General features: G+C 60.0%; 17 protein-coding genes. 4 read left to right on the top strand and 13 right to left on the bottom strand.

Going from position 1 to position 15,800, the window contains the following annotated elements; all coding sequences use genetic code 11:
* Positions 1-9 precede the first annotated feature (9 nt).
* On the top strand, positions 10-873 hold the full coding sequence (locus tag BM110_RS03735; protein WP_071488551.1) for an efflux RND transporter periplasmic adaptor subunit: 864 nt from the start codon (positions 10-12) through the stop codon (positions 871-873).
* Between the two features lie 6 nt (positions 874-879).
* Here BM110_RS03735 and BM110_RS03730 read toward each other — a convergent pair whose 3' ends face one another.
* From BM110_RS03730 to BM110_RS03710, 5 genes are all read right to left on the bottom strand, one after another.
* On the bottom strand, positions 880-1,338 hold the full coding sequence (locus BM110_RS03730) for a hypothetical protein (RefSeq protein WP_256575344.1): 459 nt from the start codon (positions 1,336-1,338) through the stop codon (positions 880-882).
* A 142-nt stretch (positions 1,339-1,480) separates the two neighbouring features.
* Entirely contained in the window at positions 1,481-1,939 is a 459-nt protein-coding gene (locus BM110_RS03725) for a hypothetical protein (protein WP_093512427.1), read from the bottom strand.
* Positions 1,929-2,855: an Ssp4 family T6SS effector gene (locus BM110_RS03720; protein ID WP_093512425.1), complete on the bottom strand. Its 927-nt coding sequence runs from the start codon at positions 2,853-2,855 to the stop codon at positions 1,929-1,931. The genes BM110_RS03725 and BM110_RS03720 overlap by 11 nt, the downstream gene beginning before the upstream one ends.
* 105 nt (positions 2,856-2,960) lie before the next feature.
* Positions 2,961-3,362 (bottom strand): DUF4440 domain-containing protein, encoded by a 402-nt coding sequence (locus BM110_RS03715; RefSeq protein ID WP_093512423.1) that lies wholly within the window; start codon positions 3,360-3,362, stop codon positions 2,961-2,963.
* Positions 3,359-4,543, bottom strand: a complete 1,185-nt coding sequence (locus BM110_RS03710) for an MFS transporter (RefSeq protein ID WP_093512421.1) — start codon at positions 4,541-4,543, stop codon at positions 3,359-3,361. Before BM110_RS03710 ends, BM110_RS03715 begins: the two co-directional genes overlap by 4 nt.
* A 111-nt stretch (positions 4,544-4,654) precedes the next feature.
* Here BM110_RS03710 and BM110_RS03705 point away from each other — a divergent pair, with 111 nt between their 5' ends.
* On the top strand, positions 4,655-5,512 hold the full coding sequence (locus BM110_RS03705) for a LysR family transcriptional regulator (RefSeq protein WP_092240823.1): 858 nt from the start codon (positions 4,655-4,657) through the stop codon (positions 5,510-5,512).
* Here the strand turns inward: BM110_RS03705 and BM110_RS03700 are convergent.
* Both BM110_RS03700 and BM110_RS03695 read right to left on the bottom strand, forming a co-directional pair.
* Complete coding sequence (locus tag BM110_RS03700) at positions 5,509-6,321, bottom strand: SDR family oxidoreductase (RefSeq protein ID WP_093512419.1); 813 nt, start codon at positions 6,319-6,321, stop codon at positions 5,509-5,511. The genes BM110_RS03705 and BM110_RS03700 overlap by 4 nt on opposite strands.
* 14 nt (positions 6,322-6,335) lie before the next feature.
* Complete coding sequence (locus tag BM110_RS03695) at positions 6,336-6,800, bottom strand: multidrug transporter (protein ID WP_093512417.1); 465 nt, start codon at positions 6,798-6,800, stop codon at positions 6,336-6,338.
* Between the two features lie 177 nt (positions 6,801-6,977).
* Here BM110_RS03695 and BM110_RS03690 point away from each other — a divergent pair, with 177 nt between their 5' ends.
* Both BM110_RS03690 and BM110_RS03685 read left to right on the top strand, forming a co-directional pair.
* Positions 6,978-7,412, top strand: a complete 435-nt coding sequence (locus BM110_RS03690; RefSeq protein WP_093512415.1) for a hypothetical protein — start codon at positions 6,978-6,980, stop codon at positions 7,410-7,412.
* A gap of 133 nt (positions 7,413-7,545) precedes the next feature.
* Positions 7,546-8,034 (top strand): hypothetical protein, encoded by a 489-nt coding sequence (locus BM110_RS03685; RefSeq protein ID WP_139212842.1) that lies wholly within the window; start codon positions 7,546-7,548, stop codon positions 8,032-8,034.
* A 96-nt stretch (positions 8,035-8,130) separates the two neighbouring features.
* Here BM110_RS03685 and BM110_RS03680 read toward each other — a convergent pair whose 3' ends face one another.
* From BM110_RS03680 to BM110_RS03655, 6 genes are all read right to left on the bottom strand, one after another.
* Positions 8,131-9,582, bottom strand: a complete 1,452-nt coding sequence (locus BM110_RS03680) for a mannose-1-phosphate guanylyltransferase/mannose-6-phosphate isomerase (RefSeq protein WP_071488563.1) — start codon at positions 9,580-9,582, stop codon at positions 8,131-8,133.
* A gap of 106 nt (positions 9,583-9,688) precedes the next feature.
* A complete protein-coding gene (locus BM110_RS03675) occupies positions 9,689-10,345 on the bottom strand; it encodes an alginate O-acetyltransferase AlgF (RefSeq protein WP_093512413.1) in 657 nt (218 codons plus the stop codon).
* Between the two features lie 16 nt (positions 10,346-10,361).
* Complete coding sequence (locus BM110_RS03670; RefSeq protein WP_071488564.1) at positions 10,362-11,531, bottom strand: alginate O-acetyltransferase; 1,170 nt, start codon at positions 11,529-11,531, stop codon at positions 10,362-10,364.
* Positions 11,532-11,542: 11 nt separating this feature from the next.
* Complete coding sequence (locus tag BM110_RS03665; protein WP_034118206.1) at positions 11,543-13,075, bottom strand: MBOAT family O-acyltransferase; 1,533 nt, start codon at positions 13,073-13,075, stop codon at positions 11,543-11,545.
* 157 nt (positions 13,076-13,232) lie between these two features.
* Positions 13,233-14,342, bottom strand: a complete 1,110-nt coding sequence (locus BM110_RS03660) for a mannuronate-specific alginate lyase (protein ID WP_092240845.1) — start codon at positions 14,340-14,342, stop codon at positions 13,233-13,235.
* 8 nt (positions 14,343-14,350) lie between these two features.
* Positions 14,351-15,799, bottom strand: a complete 1,449-nt coding sequence (locus BM110_RS03655; protein ID WP_092241382.1) for an alginate O-acetyltransferase — start codon at positions 15,797-15,799, stop codon at positions 14,351-14,353.
* Position 15,800: the final 1 nt, after the last annotated feature.

Genomic DNA, 15,800 nt, shown 5'->3' with positions numbered 1-15,800 from the left:
AATGCCCCGATGAAAAAGTTTTTCAGCCTGCTCGCGACCTTGCTGGTACTGGCCCTGGCGATCTGGATTGGCCGCACGTTGTGGGTGCATTACATGGAAACCCCGTGGACCCGCGACGGCCGTGTGCGAGCCGACATCATCAACGTGGCGGCCGACGTCACCGGCGAAGTGGTCGACGTGCCGGTGCGTGACAATCAGCTTGTCAAAAAAGGCGACCTTCTGATGCAGATCGATCCCGAGCACTACCGCATTGCGGTCAAGCAGGCGCAATCGCTGGTCGCGTCGCGCAAAGCCACCTGGGAAATGCGCAAGGTCAACGCCCATCGCCGGGCGGACCTCGATGCGCTGGTGATTTCGAAAGAAAACCGTGACGACGCCAGCAACATCGCCGACTCCGCCTTGGCCGATTACCAGCATGCGTTGGCGCAACTGGAAGCCGCCGAACTCAACCTGAAACGCACCCGGGTGCTGGCGGCGGTGGACGGCTATGTCACCAACCTCAACGTGCACCGAGGCGACTACGCACGCATCGGCGAAGCCAAGATGGCGGTGGTGGATATGAACTCGTTCTGGGTCTACGGCTTCTTCGAAGAAACCAAACTGCCCCATGTGAAGGTCGGTGACAAAGCCGATATGCAGTTGATGAGCGGTGAGACCTTAAAGGGCCACGTAGAAAGCATCTCGCGCGGCATCTACGATCGCGACAATCCCGAGAGCCGCGAGTTGATTGCCGATGTGAACCCGACCTTCAACTGGGTGCGCCTGGCCCAGCGGGTGCCGGTGCGGATTCATATCGATGAAGTGCCGCAGGGGGTGTTGTTGGCGGCGGGGATTACGTGCACGGTGATTGTGCGGGAGTTGTCGGGAGGTTGAGGTCGTCTAATGACGGCGTGCGTTGGCCCGCACTTCGCGTCGCCGTCTGACCCGCATTATGCTGACGTATCGGCGGTGATTTCGTGTATTGAGCATCAGCAGGCAGACCAGAGATTGAAACAAGGGAAACAGTGCAAACATAGAAACCGGGTGGCTCCCCAGGTAGTCTGCCGCAAGCAATGCATTCAGGGCTGCGGTGCACACAAGTAGTGGCGGCCCTGAGCGTAACCCTCGTACCACCAGGGCTAATCCCATGCACATTACCAGCACCAATATCAGGCTCGCTGCTATCGCGTATTCGCTGGGGAGATAGTTGATTCGGGTGTAATACGACAGGCTGTGTGACAGGTTGCCTGAACTGCTGACCAAGTTCATGGACACTGCAGTTCCCACCGTGAAAGCGAAACGCTTGGTGTCACTGCGCAATGTCCCCGGTGCTGGGATCGGGCCGTTTTTAGTGCTCATGGCTGTCGAACTCCTCATAGAGAGTGATGATGAGGTGGTTGATGTTTCCTGATAGAACGCTGCTGGCTACCGCAAGCGGGGGTAGGTGGCGGGGATTACTTGCACGGTGATTGTGCGGAAGTTGCCGGGTGGTTGAGGTCGGCTATTGAAGGAGTGCGTTGGCCCTCACTTTGCGACGGCGTTTCACTCTCAAGATGCTGGTAAAACGGCGATGTTTTTTTGAGTTGAGAACCAAGATGTAAAGCAGAGCCGAGAATAGCGGCAATAGGTTGAGCAATGTCACAGCGTGGCTGCCCAGATAGGCGATCGAGAGCAAGATATTCGCGATGATCACAGTTACAAGTACTCGAGATGCATGACGGGATCCTTCCCACAACATCGCTTGGCCCACGTAGAAGATCAAGCAGAGTGCTACGCCGGTTCCGAAAGAATACTCGGTCGATAGGTGATAGAGCGCTGCGTAGTACGAGAGGCTATGCGCCATGTTGCCGGCAATCGTATTCAAGCAAAGCAGTAAGGCGCCACCCCATACCGGTAAAAAACGGTACGCATAACGGCGCCAAATTAAATACTCCCGGAAGGGGTCGACGCTATATTTCATGGCTGTCGAACTCCTCGTAGAGTGCAACGATCACGTGATTGACGTTTCCGGATAGAGTGCTGCCCGTGACAGCCAAAGTGGCGCCGATTTGGTCTTGGATCTGAGTCATGATGCTTAGGCGTATCTGGGAATTGCTGAAGCGTCTGGGCAACTGCCCAGACAACTGTTTCAGGCGAACCATTGCACTGGGGTGATGAGGGTTTTTCAGGCGTAATACTTCGCTGGTTAGCTTTGCGCGTTCCTGACGACTCATATGCCTCAAGACATCAGTGACTTCGCGCCCCGTCGAATGTTTGATCGCCATAATCGTTTTTACCGTGGCAAACGTAGTGCTTCCCGCACCGACGAGTGAGATTCCGTCTAGAGCGACGGTCATTGCCTGGTACCAACCTAACGAGTCGTAGTAGTCGTTCTCGGCGGGGTTGACGAACTCATTGTAGGTCCGCCATAGACTGTTGAGGCATTGCACGCCGCTTGCAGCCGTGCCGGCCAAAGCAACGTAGGACAAAGCAAGACTGGTACCTGCGCTGAACGGTGCCGCCGCGATTCCTGCCTTCGCAATTATGATGCCTATTACAGCCCCGCCGCAGGAACTCACGACTCCCGATGCTTCTTTCCACACCTGCGACTCACGCGGCGAACTTGCCGCCAGCTGCGCATATTCTTCTGCCGTCCTGACCGGCCCCGTCATTTCCCGCAACATCACGCGCTTGGGCCTGATACTGCACAGCGGCACAAACTCACGCAGTACCGTCACCTGATAATCACTGCCGATATGCACCACTGCGGCCCCGACGATGGCCGGGTCGGCATCTATGGTTCGATAGAGCTTGGGCAGGTCCAGCAGACTGGTCAGCCGCTGGCGAGTGGTGGTATGCGCTTGCGGCACACCGCTTTGTAGAAAATCCCTGGGCATCCTTTCACCTGTGAGTCGACAGAGGTGAAAGAGCCTGGGGATTGTTTCCTTGTAATGATGTCAGGCTGTTCGCTGTTTTTTGTAGGACGCGGCCTGGTAATTATCTCACTGCGCTATGAAGGTCTCGTGCAAATGCCGCCACAACAGCGCGCCACTGGCCTGCTTCTCAAACACCACTGTAGCGCGGCGATCCGTCTGCGTGCCGCTGGCATCCACCTGATGTTCGCGGTAAGTCACCGTCGCCCCACGAGCATGCCGGTCGATCCCGGCCATCTCGCTCAAGGTGATCTTCAACCCCGGGCGCATGCCGCCCAGACGCGTGAACAGTGCATTGACCCCGGCGGCGTTCACCCGTGCGCCGGTAGCGGGGGCGATCATGCTGAACTCCGGCGAAAAGCGGGCGAGCAACGTCTGCAAGGTGCCTTCGGGTGCGACACCGGCAAACCATTGTTCGATTTCGACGTGGGTCTGGATCACTTCTTCAAAAAAATCGCTGTAGTCAATCATCGGTCGGGCTCGCTGGCAGGGTGAAGCAGTGCACGTAGCCTGGACGCATCCAGACGCAGCACCGCAAAAAGAGGCAGCAGGGTCAGGGCTGCCGCCATCGTGAAGGTTATGGCGAAGGAATCCAAGGCTGACAACAGCGCACTCAGTGCAGCGGCGCCCAGGCAGAAGCTGACTTGTCGATTGATATTCCACAAGGCGCTGGCGTGGCCCATGCGTTCGGCAGGAATATCGAGAAAGGCCAGGGTCTGCGCGGTGCTGCTGCACAGGCTGCCTCCCAACCCCATCAACAAATAGGCTGGAATGATCAGTGCAGGGCCATTCAGCAACAGGATGCCCAGGCATTGCAGCAGCATGCCCGCCAACAACAACGGCTTCGGACCACAGCGGTTGAACAGTTTTTTGCTGAGCAAAATCGCCAGTGCCGACGCCAGTGCCCACGGCAGCATCAAGGCGCCGGTCTGTGTGGCGTCGTACCCGAGGCCGCGAAGATAGAGTATGGCGATGAGGCTGGTACCGATGAACACGCCGGGGATGCACAGGTAGATCAGCATCGCGGTGCGCAGCATTGGGCTGCGCATCTGTTGGAAAATACTGCCCACGTCCAGTGGCACACGACGGCTCGACGGCCTGTCAGGTTTTATCCATAGAACGGTCAGCAGCAGGGTCATCAACGCCAGTGGCAGATTGGCGTAGAAGATCCAGCGCCACGACACGTTGTCGACAATCAAACCACCCAGAGCCGGAGACAGCGCCGGCACCAGCAATGCCACCGACATCACTCGCGCTGTCAGTTGGCTGCGTTCAGCCGCCGGGAAATGCCGGTAAGCCATGGCCTGCCCGACAGGAATCAGCAAGCCACCGCCCAGCCCTTGCAGGGCACGCCAGCCGATCAGTGGTTCAATCGAACTCGCCTGGCCCACCATCACCGATGCCCCGGCGAACAGCAACAGGCTTGCCGCGATCAGCGTTCGCTCCCCCATCACCGCAGCCAACCAGACACTGAGCGGAATGATCACGGTCAGGCCGATCAGATAGGCGTTGCTGATCCATGCCAGTTGTGTGACCGAGGCATGCAGTTCGTGGGCGATATCCGGGTAGGCGACCGTGGCGACAAACGTGTTCACCAGGTCCAGGGCAAAACCCAATAAAAAGATCCAGGCGACTTTCGAGCGGTAGGTCATGAACGCAATCCTGCGAATGAAGCGGGCAGGGTAGGCCGCACACAACATTTGGGCTACGCCGGTTTGCCTGCTAGTTTGTCAAAAATATTTTGACAAAGAGACCTCCAACCCATGGTCAGCCTGGACCGATTCGACACCTTCAAGGCCGTGGTCGAGGCCGGCTCTCTCACCGCTGCCGCTGACCTGTTGGGCCAGACTCGCGCCGTGGTCAGCTTCAACCTCAAGCGCCTGGAGGCGGAACTGGGCGTTACTCTGTTGACCCGCAACACCCGCCAACTGGCGCTGACCGATGCCGGCGAACGCTTCTACGTGCGTTGCACGCGCATGCTCGAAGAAGCTCGATTGGCGGTGGAGGAAGCCCGCTCGGAGCATGCCCAACTCAAAGGCACGTTGCGCATCACCACCACCATCGAATACGCGTTGGCCGTGGTCGCGCCGGCGGTCGAAGCCTTCCGCCGCCTGCATCCGGACCTGGACATTCACTTGTCCACTTCCTCGACCCATGCCGACCTGATCTCCGAACGTTTCGACGTGGCGATTCGACTGGGCCGCCTGCTCGATTCCAATCACCGCGCGGTGCAATTGTCCACCTTCGAGGTGTTTGTCGTGGCGGCACCGGAGTTCGCCGGGGTTGACACGCTGGAGGCATTGGAGCCGTTGCCCAAATTGGCACATGGCCGTCTGACTGAGTTAAGTCTGACCGACCCCGAAGGTGGCCAACATCAGTACCGTCCCGGCAATGCTTCGCTGGTGGCCGATAGCGCGGCGGTCCTGCAAGCCTTTGCCGTGCGCGGGCATGGCGTGGCAGTGTTGCCGCAGTGGTTGGTGCAGGACGATCTGAACAGCGGGAGGTTGGTGCGCCTGTTGCCGGACCATCGCTTCGCTCCGCAAGGGGTCTATGCGATGTATCCGGACACTCGGCATTTGCCGCTCAAGGTGCGGGCATTTATTGATTTCATGAAGGGCTAGAGTGAGCCCGCCAGACCAAAACGCTTCTTCAGCACTCTCTCCAACAACCCCTTGGGCAACAGCGCCGCCATCAACGGCAACGCGCGGCTGCCGTTGCCCGAACGCAGCAGGCGCGGCGGTTGCGACTGTTGCACGGCCTTGAGTACGTCCGCCGCAAACTCATTGGCGGGTGTCGGCTTGTCCTGCGACGCCTGGCTGCGTGCGCGAATACCTTCGCGCAATGGCCACCACGGTGATTGCTGGTTGATCAACAATTCAGCCTGGGCGCCGGCGTTTTTTGCGAAGCTTGTATTGATAGCGCCGGGCTGCACTTCCATGACCCGCACGCCAAACGGCGCGAGTTCCATGCGCAGCGCGTCGCTCAGGGCATGTACGGCCGCTTTGGATGCGCAGTAGGCGCCCGCGAACGGCGTCACCAGCACCCCGGACACGCTGCCGATATTCACCACCAGGCCTTTGCGTTTGCGCAGCGCCGGAAAAAACGCCTGGGTCACGCCGATGATGGAAAACACATTGGTTTCGAACTGCCGTTGCATGGCGTCGGTGCCGCCGTCGAGCAACGGCCCCATGGCGCCATAGCCGGCGTTGTTGATCAGCACATCCAGCTCGTCCAGGTGCCCGGCCAGCGTTTGCAGGGCGGCGCTGTCATTCACGTCCAGCAGCACGGCATGGAAGCCGGCGTCGTTGAGGGCGATCACGTCTTCTTCGCGGCGGGCGCTGGCGAGCACGTCGTAGCCTGCCGCCTTGAAGGCGTCGGCCAGGGCACGGCCGATGCCGCTGGAACAACCGGTGATCAGTACGTTGGGCATGGATCAATCCTTTGTCAGTCCGAAAAACTGCCTTGCAGGTGCTCGGCACGAAATTCCAGGGTTTGCGGGCGATAGCCAGGGCGCAAGGGCGGGGTGGGCAGGCAGTCGTCCCACGTCGCCCCGGCCTGCAACTCGCCGGGGCCGCGATAGCGGGGGGCGGCGTAGACGTTGTCGGCCAGGTTGACCGAGTCGCCCGGTGCATAGGCGGCGACGCGCCAGCGCAGTTCGGTCAGCGGTACATCGTTGCCGTTGTTGAGGGTCAACTTGAGCGGGCGGTCGGCCGGGCACTCTTGCGGGGCGTAGCTGATGCGCAGTTCCAGGCGCGCCAGTTGCGAGGCTTCGCGGTTGTCCAGCCATACCACCCAGATCGCCACGAAACCCAGGCCCACGGCGGCGGCCAGCGACACCGGCAAGGCTCTGGCCGGGTAGCGCAGTAGCAGGACCAGCCAAGTGATGATCAGTAGAACGCCAAAAAACATGATGACAGTCTCATATGCGGATAAAACATCCTACTCGCGGGCGGGTGTGGATGCCTAACGCAGGATCAGTTTTCCTGTGCGAGGAACCGGCCCACGCATTTTGTCCACAGAGCTATAACAGGGAAGTACGGATTGTCCAGGATGTACTTATCGCAGTCTGATCAAGTGAGATAAACGATGACTATTGCAGCCCTTCTTGCTCCTGAGGTTACCTCTTCCCTAGCGTCGGTGGCGACCGCGCTTATCACATCTTCAAAAGTGGCTGAGCAGTCCCACCCTGCATCGCTCACGCAAACGATTGACGCGGCAGGATCACACCCGTTTTCGCGTAGGCAGGCTCAGAAGCTGACAAACCTGAAGCAAGTCATGCTGCAATCGCGTAACTGTGACATGAGCGCCAAGGGTGTGGGTATTGCCGTGGGCGGCATAGCCGTGCAGGAGGCTGGGCAAAAGTTAGCTGCCAGTGGTGGCCTTCTCTCCAAAGCCTTGGGTCTAGTGATGATTGTGGGAGGCAAGGTTGCCCAAGCGCATGGCGCCGAAAAATTCGATCTTGCAGGACGTCCGACGATCGCCCTCGGGAGCTCGCCCGAGTGGGACTGCCGACGCCGCTGAAACCTACCACCCCAGGTGTTTATTGGCTTCGAGACACGAACCAGTGTGGAGTCTTTTTACAAAAAACCGGGTACGCAGACGCTCTGTAAGCCCTTCAGTAACCCTACTGCCATCTTACGAAGTGAGATCCACCATGGCCATTCCAAACATCCTCGCTCCTGCGCAGATTTCTCCTGTAGTACCTGCATCCGTACCAGCGCCTGTCGTGCTGGGAACAATCGATCAAGCCCCCAGGGAGGAGGTCAGCTCGCGCCTATTCCCTCGTATGCAAAACATGGGGCTTACAAACCTGCGACAAACGGTTCTGCAAGGCGTCAATGACAAACTGAATGCGTACTTCTTTCCACCGCTCTACAACGATAAAAAGGACAAAGCCCAGGGGGCCGCTCTGACCGTTGTCGGGGGAATGGCCAAGGTGCTCGGAAAGACGGTGTCCAACTCCGGGGGATTTGCCTCCAAAGCCGCAGGTGGGGCGCTTATGTGGGGAGGGAAGGCCGCTGAAAAACTTGGCAAGGATCAATTCAAAAACGCGGGGAAAGATCACTCCAGCGGCAATTACAACGCCTTTTCCCCAAGAAATTGGGGCGTCAATTCGATGGGACACAATGGGGGCGTCCGCTGATAGGTGTAGAGAACCCTTGAACGAGAAAAGCCCCCACCCAACCCACTGCGGATAGGGGACGCAATGGGCTGGGCGAGGGCTTCTTGTACGACTGTTTTACTGCGCGATAGTTTTCACCGACACGCCACGTTCTACCGGTGTGGAGCGACCGTAGATATCTTCAAAGCGCTCGATATCGTCTTCACCCAGGTAGCTGCCCGATTGCACTTCGATGATCTCCAACGGGATCTTGCCCGGGTTGCGCAGGCGGTGCACCGAGGCGATCGGGATGTAGGTGGACTGGTTCTCGGTGAGCAGGAACACGTTCTCGTCACAGGTCACTTCGGCCGTACCGCTGACCACGATCCAGTGTTCGGCGCGATGGTGGTGCATCTGCAGCGACAGGCACGCGCCCGGCTTGACCGAGATGTGCTTGACCTGGAAGCGGCCGCCCATGTCCACCGAATCGTAGGAGCCCCACGGACGGTACACTTCACAGTGGTTCTGGGTTTCGCTGCGGCCCTGGTCGTTGAGGGTGTTGACCATCTGCTTCACGCCCTGGACCTTGTCCTTGTGGGCAATCATCATCGCGTCCTTGGTTTCCACCACTACGATGTTGTCCAGGCCGATCACCGACACCAGTTTGCCGTTGCCGTGGATCATGCAGTTGCGGCTGTCCTGGATCACCACGTCGCCTTTGCTGACGTTACCGTGGACGTCTTTGTCGTTGACCGCCCACAGCGAGGCCCAGCAGCCCACGTCGCTCCAACCGGCACTCAGTGGCACGACACAGGCGCGCTGGGTTTTTTCCATCACGGCGTAGTCGATGGAATTGTCCGGGCAGCAGGCGAAGGTGGCTTCGTCGAACGACACGGTATCGGCGGTCTGTTCGCTGCGTTCCAGGGTCAGCAGGCAGGTGTCGTAGATGTCCGGGTCGTGCTTTTTCAGCTCTTCGAGGAAGCGGCTGGCGCGGAACAGGAACATGCCGCTGTTCCAGAAGTAACCGCCGCTTTTGACGAACTCGACGGCGCGTTTTTCATTGGGTTTTTCCACGAACTGCTCGACGCGGCTCACGCCTTCGGGCAGCAGCGAATCGTTGGTGGACTTGATGTAGCCATAACCGGTTTCCGGGCGGGTGGCCGGCACGCCAAACAGCACCATCTCGCCACGCTCTGCGGCCACGGTGGCCAGGGCCAGGGCGCGTTGCAGGGCTTTCTGGTCGTCGATCACGTGGTCGGCGGGCAGCACCAGCATCAGCTCGTCACGGCCTTCGTTAACCAGCATCATCGCGGTGAGGGCCACGGCCGGCGCGGTGTTGCGGCCGAACGGCTCCATCAGGATGCGTTGGCTTTCCAACTTACGGGCGGCCAGTTGTTCGTTGACGATAAAGCGGTGGTCCTTGTTGCAGACCACGATCGGGGTGTCCATGCCTTCGAACACCAGGCGCTCCAGGGTCTGCTGGAACAGCGTGTGTTCACCGGTCAGGGCCAGGAACTGTTTAGGGAACTGTTTACGGGAAAGCGGCCAAAGACGTGAGCCGCTACCACCGGAAAGGATGACTGGAATCATGGGTGTTTCTCCTTGAATCGATATGGGTCAGAGCTACGAAGGTTTGTCGTTTCACTCTTGTTTTTGTCTCGGTCCGGGTTGGTCTCAACCAACCCGGAAAAATGCTTCAGCGGGTCGACACTGGGCGTTTGACCCAGACTGGCGAGAGGCTCGAACCGGAGCCCGTCACATACAGCACCGCCGCTTCACCGCGTTCCAAGGCAACCGGCTTCACATCGCCGACTTTCTTGTCACCGTCATACAACGCCAGGCTTACTTTCACCGGGTTGATCTCACGGTCGCCACGGCCCTTGGCTGCCACTGACTTGACCACATCCGTCTTGCCATCGGCGGTTTTCAGGGTCAGGGCCTTGTCGCTGAGGTTCTGCACGCGCACCAGGGATTTCTGCTTGTTCTTGAACGGCGGTTCTTCGATCAGTTGTGGCTGGCCGCTGCCGCTGTTGACCAGGGTGTAGTAGTGGTCCGGAGCGAGTTTGACCGGTACGGTCTGGCTGCCGACCTTGGCGCTGTAGTCACCGCCGGGCATGAAGCTGAAGTCGCTGCTGGCCAGTGGGGCCACGTCGCTCAGGTTGGTGGCGCCGACGGTAGCGCTGACTTCCTGGTTGCTGGCGTTGTAGATGCGCACGAAGCTCGAGCCTTTTGGCGCGGTAGGGCCGTACAGGGCGGCGTCGCCACCGGCGAAGGCGGACATTGATACGAAGCTCAAACCGGCTGCGATGGCCAGGGTTTTAGCGAGACGACGAGGAGTTGTAGTGAAAGTCATGTGAGTTACCTCTCTTTCAGTTTTGCGCCCGGTCGGGCGTCTCGGATTTAGTGTTGATGGCCATGTTCTGTTGGCGCGAACCGGCTTGTTTAAGCTGCGCAACCCACGCGGGGTCGGCATCACCGATTTCGTTGTTCACGGGCAGATAACGTTCAGGAAACTCCCAGATCAGCACCTGGGGCGGGCTGTTCTTGAAGTCATCGCTTTTCAGGTAGCTGAGCATCGGCAGGATCGGGCCGTGGCCGTCTTCGGCGTAGCTGACCACGTCGCTGCCCAGGGCTTGCTTGAGGGCGCCGACGAAATTCCAGTTGGGGTTGGCGCTGTAGCTGGTGCCCACCAGTGCCACCGGGGTTTCGCTGTCGCTGAACAGCGCGTCGTCACCTTTGGTTTCGGCCAGGTGCGTGACGCGTTTTTGCAGCGGCTCTTGCGGCGGCATCAGGTTTTCGAACAGCGGGTCCAGCGGCAGGAACAGACGCAGGTCGCCTTTGTGCGGTGTGGTGCTCTCGGCCTCGGTGACAAAACGCTGGGGCTCGCCGCTCAGCGGGGTCTTGGCGGCAATGGTCTTGGCCAATTGCTTGGCCGCGATTTCAGCGCCGTCCGGGGTCCAGTGGGTGTCGGTGCGCAGGAACACCTGCTTGCCGCCGAGCTTGGCCTGTTGCAGCGGGCCGAGCAGGTCCGGGGCGATGATCTTGTCGGCGGCGACACGGGCGTGGAAGTCCTGGTACAGGTTGGCGTGGATGCTCGCCGGCTTCACTTCACCCAGGTGTTCCGGGTACAGGCGTACCTTGGCCGGTACGATCGCCATCACCAGTTGGATGCCCTGGGCCTTGAGCTTCTGGCGTACGCCTTCGACCAGCGCGTAGTTACCTTCCAGGTTCTGGTCTTCGTTGACGGCGGGGTTGAACTCCTCGTCGCTGTACAACCAGTGATCGCGACCCAGCACCACGCCGGGACGGCCTTCATTGAACAGCTTGTAGTCCAGCGCCGCCCACAGGTTGGTGCCCAGGCGCTTGATCGGGAACTGGTCGTCGTAGTGGGTCTCGACCGCCTTGGTCCAGCGACCGTTGAGCACGGTGGCGTCGGCATTGGTGCTGAAGCCGAAGAAGCTGCGCAGCGACCAGGCGCCCAGGGCGAGCAACACCACCAGGAACAGGCCAATATAGAGGACGCGTAATGAACGGGTCATGGTCGGCTCCCTCAGAATTGGAAGTAAAGGAACGGCGAGAAACTCTGCGCCGACAGTTTGAGAATCGACGCCACGAACAGCAGCAGCACCGCAGCGCGCATGGCGTAGCGTGGCCAGTCAGCGGTCCAGTAGGCCGGTTGCACAGCGGCATCCTGGCCCACGGTGAAGCCGGGCTCGTGGATGCTGCCGGGGTTGTCGCCCGGCACGGCCTTGATCAGGCTCGGGTCGGCCGGCTTGGTCTTCTCGGCAGGGCGATTGGTGTAGAAATCGCGCAGGCCGAAGAACGCCAGGGTTGCGTAGGCCACCACCAGGGTTGCCACTTGCAGGCCGGTGAGGTTGGCGCGGTTGAGTTCCGACAGCGACCACTCGCCAAAGCTGAACATCGCACCGTACATACGGCCGGCGACGTGCAGGTTTTCGGCGCGGAAGATCACCCAGCCCATCACCACCAGCAGGAAGGTGAAGGCCCAGCGCACGACGTTGAAGCTGCGTGGCGCGGTGTTGAGGCCGATGGCTTTTTCAATCGCCAGCCACATGCCGTGCCACGCGCCCCATACGATGTAGGTGATGTTCGCACCGTGCCACAGGCCACCGAGCAGCATGGTCAGGAACAGGTTGCGGTAGGTGGTCAGCGTGCCTTTACGGTTGCCGCCCAGGGTGATGTACAGGTAGTCACGCAGCCAGGTGGACAGGCTGATGTGCCAGCGCCGCCAGAACTCGGTGATCGACTGGCTGATGTACGGCTGCTTGAAGTTTTCCATGAAGCGGAAGCCCATCATCAAGCCCAGGCCGATGGCCATGTCGCTGTAGCCGGAGAAGTCGAAGTACAGCTGCGCGGTGTAGGCCAGCGCGCCGAGCCAGGCATCGCCAGTGGTGGGGTTCTGCAGGGCGAAGCAGTGGTCGGCGACGACTGCCAGGGTGTCGGCAATGAACACCTTCTTGATGAAGCCCTGCATGAACCGCGTGCAGCCCTCGGAGAATTTGTCGAGGGTGTGGGTGCGGTTGTTGAACTGGTCGGCCAGGTCGCGAAAGCGCAGTACCGGGCCGGCAATCAGGTGCGGGAAGATCGCCACGAACGCCGCAAAGTCGATCAGGTTGCGGGTTGCCGGGGTATCGCCACGGTACACGTCGATGATGTAGCTGATCGACTCGAAGATGTAGAACGAGATACCGATCGGCAGCAGCACGTGGGTCAGGATGAACGGCTCAAGGCCCGCCGACTTCATCATCACGTTGATGCTGTCGACGCCGAAGTTGGCGTACTTGAAGTAGCCGAGGATGCACAGGTCGACCGCCACGCCGAGCAGCAGCCAGCGCTGGGCCGGCTTGGTGCGCACACCGGCGGCACCGACTTTCAGGCCGATCCAGTAGTTCCACAGCGTCACGGCGGCGAACAGCGCCAGGAAGTCCACTCGCCACCAGGCGTAGAACACGTAGCTGGCAATCAGCAGCAGCAGGTTGCGATAGCGTTGCCCGCTCAAGTAGTACAAGCCGAGAAAGATCGGCAAGAACAGAAACAGGAACACATTGGACGAGAAAACCATCCCGATCTCTCCATGTTTAACCAACAGTCAAGGGCCAGAGCCCCCCCAAACCCCCCCACAAAACATCGGGGGCGGGCCGTACAACATTCCAACTGACGAAACCGACTCGAACTGTGGGAGGGGGCAAGCCCCCTCCCACATGTTTTACCGCGTTTCGTCAGGAACCTTTGTTGCCTTTCTCATGCGTCGGGTCATAGACCTTGGTCAGGTCGCCCCCGAGGCGGAAGGTCTTGAACGGCTGCATCCCATGCTTGCGCTCGAGCACATCCGGCGCGCAGGTGTAGAGGGTGCAGAAGGGTTCGAGCCAGGCGAATTTCATGTCCTGCTTCAAGTCCTTCATGTCCTGTTCCTTGCCGTTCTTCTGTTCGAAGATCTCGGGATCCTTGACCCCGGCGAGCACTTTGTCGCCCAGGCGCTTGAGCGCGCCGTTGTTTTCCTGGCGCAGGTCCACGCCATTGACCAGGGCAAAGCTGGCGATCATCGACAGCGGCGGCAGAGCGTAGTTGTGGTACGACAGGGCGCGTTGCTGACGCTTCAATTCGTTCGGCAGGAAGCCCTGGTCGTCGACCTGGTTCACGCCGACCTTGTATTCCTTCACCGCCCAATCAAACAGATCGCGACGGTTGGTGGCGACGGACGTTGCCATCACCGACCAGGCGGCCCAGTAGGAGTGGTTGTTGGTTTTTTCCAGGGGCAGGTTGTCCCAGTCGCTGACCACTTGATCGGCGAGCTTGTTGAACCAGGCTTCGATCAGTTGCGATTCCTGCTGGTGATTGGCCAACGGGTGCGAGTCGGAGAACTTCAGGCGCACATAGGCCGAGGCCATGCTGCCCAGCGCCCACTTGCGCATGGACTTGCCGGTGTGGTTGAAGTCCTTGGACATCAATGCATCGGCCTTGGCCCACGACACCAGCCAGTTCAGGGTGCATTCGAGCTGCTCGGGGCGGCCGTCACGCATGAACTGCATCACGCGTTTGCTGGTGTCTTTTTCCAGCTTGGTGATGTCGGCGGTGCTGTCGCGGAAGGCTTTTTCCGACTGCACGTTCAGGGTTGAACGCGCCTTGTCCGAGCCTTCGTACTTGCTGCGAAACTGCAGCGGCCCGGTGTAGGGCGCCGGCATGGTGTCGCAGTTTTCCTTGAAGTCGCCGGTCTTGAACGCTTCAATCGGTGCGAAATAGCCTTGTGGCGGACGCAGCGGTGCGGCGGCGTTGACGGAGCCTGCGAACATCGCCAGGCCCAGCAGCGTAGGGATCAGTAACTTCTGCATAGGTAACCTCATTTCCCAGTTGAAGCGGTCTGTTGACCACCGGCCGGGAATACGTTGCGTGTGCAAATTTTCGCTTCGACCTTCTGCGCAGCAGCGCCCGCTTCGGGACCCTGCACTTCCACGGCCAGCAGGTTCTGCGAGGCCCAGTCTTCATCGGTGCGCAGTTCAAAGGCGAAACGCCCGTCTGTATCGGATGTCTCGGGTTTCTCGATCTTGATGTCCTCGTGGCGCCCGTTCATGTACCAGAGGGTGGCTTGCAGGGTTTTCACCGACGGATCGGCGAAGCGGATATCGACCTGGTGATTGGCATTACGCAGGTCTTTGTTCGAACTGTTCACCAGCAATTCGTTCTTGCCGGGTTTCAAGGTGGTGCTCGCGGTCATCTGCGCGGTCTTGCCTTCGCAGCCGTTGTCGAGCAGGGCCATCATCTGGCGGTAGATGGTCTCCTGGTCCAGGCGATACAGCGGCGAGAACTCCCAGATGAGGATTTTCGGCGGGGTCTTCTGGAATTCATCGCTGCCCAGGTACTGGATCATCGACCCTTCCAGACCGCCGCCGGGGAAGGCGACGTTGAGGATGTCGGCACCGATTTCCTGTTCCAGGAAGCCGGCGAAGTTGTAGTTCTTGCCGCTGTGGCTGGTGCCCACCAGGGTGATCTGCGGGTTGCCCGAATCGCCGAACAGATCGCCGTCGCCCGCTTCGCCCTTGGGCTCGGTGGTGAACTGGTCCATGTACTGGATCGCGTAGCTGGTGCCGCACAGTTGCCCGGCCATGTTGTGCAGGGTGCCGGTCTTGCCCATGCGCCCGGAGCGCTTGGTTTCGAATTCACGCTTGGGAATATCCGCGAACTCGGGCATCGCACGCACTTTGGCACCGACGATTTTTGCGGTGCGCTGGGCGCCGTACGGGGTCCAGTGCTGGTCGCCACGGAAGTAGAAATCGTGGGCCGGCAGCTCTTCCGGCAGTTGCTCGTTGGTCAGCGGCGACAGGTCCGGCACCACGTAGCCCATCTTGGCGAAACGGCCGAGCATGGTCTTGTAGTTGCCCAGGGCCTTGTCGAAGTCGAACTTGGCTTTCTCTTCCGGGTTGAGCTTGTTGCGGTTCACCAGCCCACGGGTCGGCTGGTAGACCACCACCAGTTCCACGCCCTTGGCCTTGAACGCGTCGTGCAGCTGTTGCATGCGCTTGTAGCCGGACGGGGTGGTGTCGAATTCGGTACGCAGGTCTTCCTGGGTGCGGAACAACCAGTCGCCCTGGGCTTGCACCAGGGTGGTGAAGTTCTGCTGATAGCGCGTGGTGTAGTTGCGCGCATCATGGGCGGCCGGGCACAGGCTGCAGCATGGCTCGGCGGTGAAGGTCGGCGCCTTGACGTCGTCGGCGCGTACGCCCTGGCTGGCCGCGAGCAGGCCGAGGGTCAGACCCGAGAGGCTCAGCAGTTTGATCATGTGTGGGTGCATA

The organism is Pseudomonas sp. NFPP28, from assembly GCF_900115535.1.
GTDB classification, from domain to species: domain Bacteria; phylum Pseudomonadota; class Gammaproteobacteria; order Pseudomonadales; family Pseudomonadaceae; genus Aquipseudomonas; species Aquipseudomonas extremorientalis.
The sequence above is the reverse complement of the archived record's forward strand: the minus strand, read 5'-3'. Positions and strand labels throughout refer to the sequence as shown.

What these genes read in the sequence shown, in the direction of transcription:
- BM110_RS03735 (WP_071488551.1), top strand. Translation starts at nt 10, where the DNA reads ATGAAAAAGTTTTTCAGCCTGCTCGCGACCTTGCTGGTACTGGCCCTG.
- BM110_RS03730 (WP_256575344.1), bottom strand. Translation starts at nt 1,338, where the DNA reads ATGAGCACTAAAAACGGCCCGATCCCAGCACCGGGGACATTGCGCAGT.
- BM110_RS03725 (WP_093512427.1), bottom strand. Translation starts at nt 1,939, where the DNA reads ATGAAATATAGCGTCGACCCCTTCCGGGAGTATTTAATTTGGCGCCGT.
- BM110_RS03720 (WP_093512425.1), bottom strand. Translation starts at nt 2,855, where the DNA reads ATGCCCAGGGATTTTCTACAAAGCGGTGTGCCGCAAGCGCATACCACC.
- BM110_RS03715 (WP_093512423.1), bottom strand. Translation starts at nt 3,362, where the DNA reads ATGATTGACTACAGCGATTTTTTTGAAGAAGTGATCCAGACCCACGTC.
- BM110_RS03710 (WP_093512421.1), bottom strand. Translation starts at nt 4,543, where the DNA reads ATGACCTACCGCTCGAAAGTCGCCTGGATCTTTTTATTGGGTTTTGCC.
- BM110_RS03705 (WP_092240823.1), top strand. Translation starts at nt 4,655, where the DNA reads ATGGTCAGCCTGGACCGATTCGACACCTTCAAGGCCGTGGTCGAGGCC.
- BM110_RS03700 (WP_093512419.1), bottom strand. Translation starts at nt 6,321, where the DNA reads ATGCCCAACGTACTGATCACCGGTTGTTCCAGCGGCATCGGCCGTGCC.
- BM110_RS03695 (WP_093512417.1), bottom strand. Translation starts at nt 6,800, where the DNA reads ATGTTTTTTGGCGTTCTACTGATCATCACTTGGCTGGTCCTGCTACTG.
- BM110_RS03690 (WP_093512415.1), top strand. Translation starts at nt 6,978, where the DNA reads ATGACTATTGCAGCCCTTCTTGCTCCTGAGGTTACCTCTTCCCTAGCG.
- BM110_RS03685 (WP_139212842.1), top strand. Translation starts at nt 7,546, where the DNA reads ATGGCCATTCCAAACATCCTCGCTCCTGCGCAGATTTCTCCTGTAGTA.
- BM110_RS03680 (WP_071488563.1), bottom strand. Translation starts at nt 9,582, where the DNA reads ATGATTCCAGTCATCCTTTCCGGTGGTAGCGGCTCACGTCTTTGGCCG.
- BM110_RS03675 (WP_093512413.1), bottom strand. Translation starts at nt 10,345, where the DNA reads ATGACTTTCACTACAACTCCTCGTCGTCTCGCTAAAACCCTGGCCATC.
- BM110_RS03670 (WP_071488564.1), bottom strand. Translation starts at nt 11,531, where the DNA reads ATGACCCGTTCATTACGCGTCCTCTATATTGGCCTGTTCCTGGTGGTG.
- BM110_RS03665 (WP_034118206.1), bottom strand. Translation starts at nt 13,075, where the DNA reads ATGGTTTTCTCGTCCAATGTGTTCCTGTTTCTGTTCTTGCCGATCTTT.
- BM110_RS03660 (WP_092240845.1), bottom strand. Translation starts at nt 14,342, where the DNA reads ATGCAGAAGTTACTGATCCCTACGCTGCTGGGCCTGGCGATGTTCGCA.
- BM110_RS03655 (WP_092241382.1), bottom strand. Translation starts at nt 15,799, where the DNA reads ATGCACCCACACATGATCAAACTGCTGAGCCTCTCGGGTCTGACCCTC.